This window comes from Kitasatospora sp. NPDC056531, assembly GCF_042794375.1.
In the GTDB taxonomy this organism is placed as follows: domain Bacteria; phylum Actinomycetota; class Actinomycetes; order Streptomycetales; family Streptomycetaceae; genus Kitasatospora.
The window spans coordinates 1-4,291 of sequence record NZ_JBHTTU010000228.1; the positions used below are offsets into that span (position 1 = coordinate 1).

At 71.8% G+C, this 4,291-nt stretch carries 4 protein-coding genes; 2 read left to right on the plus strand and 2 right to left on the minus strand.

Translation table 11 applies throughout. The annotated features are described in order from the left end of the window. Positions 1-998 (plus strand): CHAT domain-containing protein (locus tag ACFQ87_RS44700; RefSeq protein ID WP_380616792.1); only part of this gene is annotated, 998 nt, incomplete at its 5' end. After that, on the plus strand, positions 995-2,041 hold the full coding sequence (locus tag ACFQ87_RS44705) for a hypothetical protein (RefSeq protein WP_380616793.1): 1,047 nt from the start codon (positions 995-997) through the stop codon (positions 2,039-2,041). The genes ACFQ87_RS44700 and ACFQ87_RS44705, both read left to right, overlap by 4 nt. Before the next feature lie 49 nt (positions 2,042-2,090). Here ACFQ87_RS44705 and ACFQ87_RS44710 read toward each other — a convergent pair whose 3' ends face one another. Continuing rightward, on the minus strand, positions 2,091-2,636 hold the full coding sequence (locus ACFQ87_RS44710) for a hypothetical protein (RefSeq protein ID WP_380616794.1): 546 nt from the start codon (positions 2,634-2,636) through the stop codon (positions 2,091-2,093). A gap of 143 nt (positions 2,637-2,779) precedes the next feature. Beyond that, positions 2,780-4,021 (minus strand): styrene monooxygenase/indole monooxygenase family protein, encoded by a 1,242-nt coding sequence (locus ACFQ87_RS44715; RefSeq protein WP_380616795.1) that lies wholly within the window; start codon positions 4,019-4,021, stop codon positions 2,780-2,782. Between the last annotated feature and the right edge of the window lie 270 nt (positions 4,022-4,291).

Genomic DNA, 4,291 nt, shown 5'->3' on the forward strand with positions numbered 1-4,291 from the left:
GGATCGGGCTGTGCTATCTCGACCTCGACGGGTTCAAGGCGGTCAACGACACGCTCGGGCACGGCATCGGGGACCGGCTGCTCGCCGCCGTCGCCGAGCGCCTGGTCGACGAACTCGCCGAGGAGGGGCGGTACTTCCTGGAGACCATGTTCGAGGGCACCGACCCCGACCTGGTGCTCTTCCGTGAGTACCTCAACCGCACCCTCACCGAGCACGGCTCCCTGCGGATCAGCTTCGACTCCGACCTCCACCTGCCCTGGCCGATGCTCGCGGTGGAGAGCGGCCAGCCGGACCCGTGGGCGGACTTCCTCGGCCACCGCCACCAGGTCGAACAGACCGGCGCCGCCTACCCGCTGATCCAGCCGCCGTACCCGGCGCCCCGGGCCAAGCCCGTCACCAGTCTGAACACCGACGACCAACTGACCGGCATCGGCCGGGCGCCCGAGGTGCGCAAGCTGCTGGAGGACCGCTCCCAGCTGACCGTGCGCACCGAGTCGGACCTGCTGCTGGAGGCGCTGTCCGCCGCGGTGCTGGACGAGGACGTCATGTACTTCTGGTGCCACGGCCAGTTCGTCGCCAACGACTCCCCGTACCAGCAGCTCGCCGTCCGGCTCTCCGACGAGCGGCACATCGACGCCGAGCTGGTGCGCCGCCACCGCCGCCGGCACCTGAACCGGCCCGACGCCGTGTTCCGGCCCTTCGTACTGCTGAACGCCTGCCACACCGGCCAGTCGGCGGCGGCCGAACTCGACCATCTGGGGCGGGCGTTGGTGGACCTGGGGGCGGACGGCGTGCTCGGGCCGCAGCTCCAGATCCCGCAGGAGTTCGCCGCCGAGTACGCCTTCGCCTTCCTCGACCTCTACCTGACCGGTGAGTTCACGGCCGGGGAGATCACCCAGCAGCTGGTCCGGTGGTTCGCCCACGAGTACCGCAATCCGCTGGCGCTCGCCTACTCCCTGCACTGCGGCATCGACAGCATCCTGGAGCTCAACCCGTGACGGCACCTCTGAAACAAGCACCCACGACCGGCGCGGCCACCGTACGGCCCGCGACGGTGGACCTGGACGAGCGTGGCCGACTGCTCGTACCCGGGACGAGCACCCCGGTCCCGGAGGCGCGGGTCGCCGACCACCTGGCCCGCCACCTGCGCATCCCCGCCTGGGCGACCGACCTGTTCGTCTACGTCCACGGCTGGCAGACCAGCCCCGAGGCCGCCGACCGTACGGCCGCCGCACTCATCGGCCGGGCGGCCGAGCTGCACCGCTCGGCCCCGATCGCCTACCCGGGGCTCGCGGCCGGGTTCCGCCCCTGGTGCGTGGTGGTGCGCTGGCCCTCCTCGAGCCTGCCGACCCTGGGCGGATACCGGCGCATCCGCGAACGGGCGCATGCCATGAGCGCCCAGGGACAGGCCGGCCGGATCCTCGGCCATCTGCTCGGCTACCTGGACTCCGGCCGTGGCCGCCCGGACGCACCACGCGTGCTCGCCAACCGCCACGGCCAGTACCTCCACCTGCTCGGGCACTCCTTCGGCGGCCGCTTCCTCTGCGAGGCCGTCCAGTACGCGGCCGACCGCCCGGCCGGTCCCCCGGTGCTGAGCTGGAGCCGGCCCGGCGACCCGGCCCGCCCGTTCACGGTGGACAGCGCCCTGGTCTTCCAGATGGCAGCGCCCCGCGACGCCTTCGTCCGGCTCTTCCCCCGGCTCTTCCTCGGCCCGGGCCGCCCGGGTGCCCCGCTGCGCGGGCCGCTGGTGCTCACCCACTCGCGCTGGGACCGGGCCACCGGCTTCTGGCACCTGCGCGCCGAGGGCCTCCCGGGCATCGGCCACTCCGGCACGGGCATCGCACCCGTCCCCCAGTTCAGCACCCGGCTCCGCGCGGCCGACTCCCCGTACCCGCACGGCGAGCTCGACCACCCGATCGTCAACATCGACGCCGGGCACGTCTACCGGGGCGGACTCGCCACCCGGCTGCACCCGTCGGGGGCGCACTCGGACTTCCAGCACCCGGAGTCCGCGCTCAGCCTCGCCTCCCACTCGCGTTGAGCCCCGGCTCCCGTTGAGCCGACGCTCCCGGTCCCGCTCCCGCTCGCCGTCAGCGCTGGCGCACCGCGGTGAAGCCGCAGACGGGCGTGCAGAGGGTGACTATCCCGCTGTAGCGGTAGGTGGTCCGCCCCCGGGAGATGCTGTGCACGGTCAACTTCTCCCGCAGGGTCGGCTGGTGGCAGCGCGGGCAGGCCGCGGCGACCGGCTTGCCCCAGGGGCGGTTCGGGTTGAGCTTGGTGGCCGCCACCACCATCAGGACCACGGCGAGGCCGGCGCCGCCGAAGCCGACCACCCGCCAGATGCCGTTCGAGGACTCCCGGCGGTCGATCATCTCGTCGTAGCTGTAGGTGCCCCCGCCACCGTGGTTGGACCAGATCCGGCACTCGCTGTCCCGGGTCATGGTCTTACCGTCACAGGTCGGGGCACTGGTCGGGTCGGACTTGCCGACCACCAGCGCCAGGAACAGGCCGAAGGCGGCGAGAAACCCCAGCACCACCAACGCCGTCGTCCGGCTACGGCCGTTGTGGAGGCGCGTGCGCTCTTTCACCGCCGTATCGATCACAGCGTGCGCCATGTTGCTGCCGTCGACCGCCACCACATATCTCCTGTTGTTCGTGTTCCGTGCCCAAATACTCCCCCGGTCGGCCGGGGTTGACCCGAACCCACCATGATCTGGGCGTTCTCGCACGGGACTTGGCGATATCTTGACCTCGGATCGCGCCTCCGTCGGATCGGCGGTCAGCTCTGCGGCGCCACCGAGGCCAGATAGGCCTCCGCCTTCCCGGCGTCGAGGAACCACTCCTCCAGGTCCGCCGGGCCGTTGAAGGAATTGGCGAACCGGTCCGCCACGGCCGGGACTCGACCGCCCGCGACGAGCAGGTCGAGGACGTGCGGGGGCGGCGGCATGAGCATCGCGTTGGTCCAGGCGGTGGTGACGCGCCCGCAGTCCGTCCAGAACCGGTCGAAGGCGGCCTGCTGGAAGTCCCGGTCGAAGGGCTTGTCACCGTGGGCCAGGATCGCCTCCAGGTAGACGGCGGCGCACTTGGCGGCGTTGTTGGAGCCCTGGCCGGTGATCGGGTCGTTGGTGACCACCACGTCCGCGACGCCCAACACCGAGTCACCGCCCGGAAGTTCGCCGATCGGACGGCGCACCGTCGGGGTGAACCTGCCCGCCAGGGTGGCGCCGGAGTCGGTGAGCTCGACGCCGGAGCGGGCCCGGTCGTACTCCCAAGGTGTGAAGGTCTTCATCAACTCCAGTGTCACCCGCAGGTGTTCGGCCGGGTCACGGAGCCCGTCGAAGGCGTCCGCCGGGCCGCCCGGGACGGCCTCCCAGAGCACGGCGTCGCAGGGCCCGGCCGCGGTCAGCACCGGCATGACGAAGAGCTCGCCGATGCCGGGCACCACGTTGCAGCGCACCGCCGGGAAGTCGTGTTCGGGGCGCGGCGCGAGTCCGTACACATAGCTGGCTGCCAGCGCCCGCTGCGGCCGCGTGTACGGGGACCGCTCCTCGTCGCGCTCGAACAGCGAGGCCAGCGAGCCCTTGCCGGCGGCGACCAGCACCAACTCGTACGAGCGGGCGAGGTATTCGAGGTCGGAGGCGCTCACCTGCCGCAGTTCCACCCGGCCGCCGCGCTCGGCGAACAGCTCCAGCCAGGCGGACATCTTCAGCCGCTGGTCGACGGACTGCGCGAAGGCCTCCAACTGCCCGACCCAGTCGATCACTCGCGCCGACTCCGGCCCGGCGACCGACACGCCGACCCCCTCGATCCGGGGCGCCTGGTCGGCCCACCGGTCCAGGCCGAGGGCGCGCTCGGTGCGCAGCGCGGAGTCGAACATGCACTGGGTGGACAGCACCCGCCCGTCCCGCACCTCCTGCGCGGCGCGGTCGGTCAGCAGCGTCACGTCGTAGCCGTGGGACTGCAGCCCGAGGGCCAGTTGGAGGCCGGACTGCCCGGCGCCGACGATCAGAATCCTGCGCATCGCCCCTGCTCTCTTGGTGGTCCGTCCGGGCCCGGCCGTCCACCCCGCCCGGTTGCCAGTGGTCTGGATATCAGTCCTGGGCGCCCGCGTCCACGGCGCCGACACGCCTGGGTGGCATCGATCCGCAGGGGCACCCTCGGGATGTCGATTTGAAAAATTCTTCAAGTTCATAGAGGGTGACCTGTCGCCGACGACCCGCGCCGACGGCTCGGGCAGCACAGACAGGACACCAGAGCGAATGAGCGACAACCTCCCCCCGTGCCCGCAGTG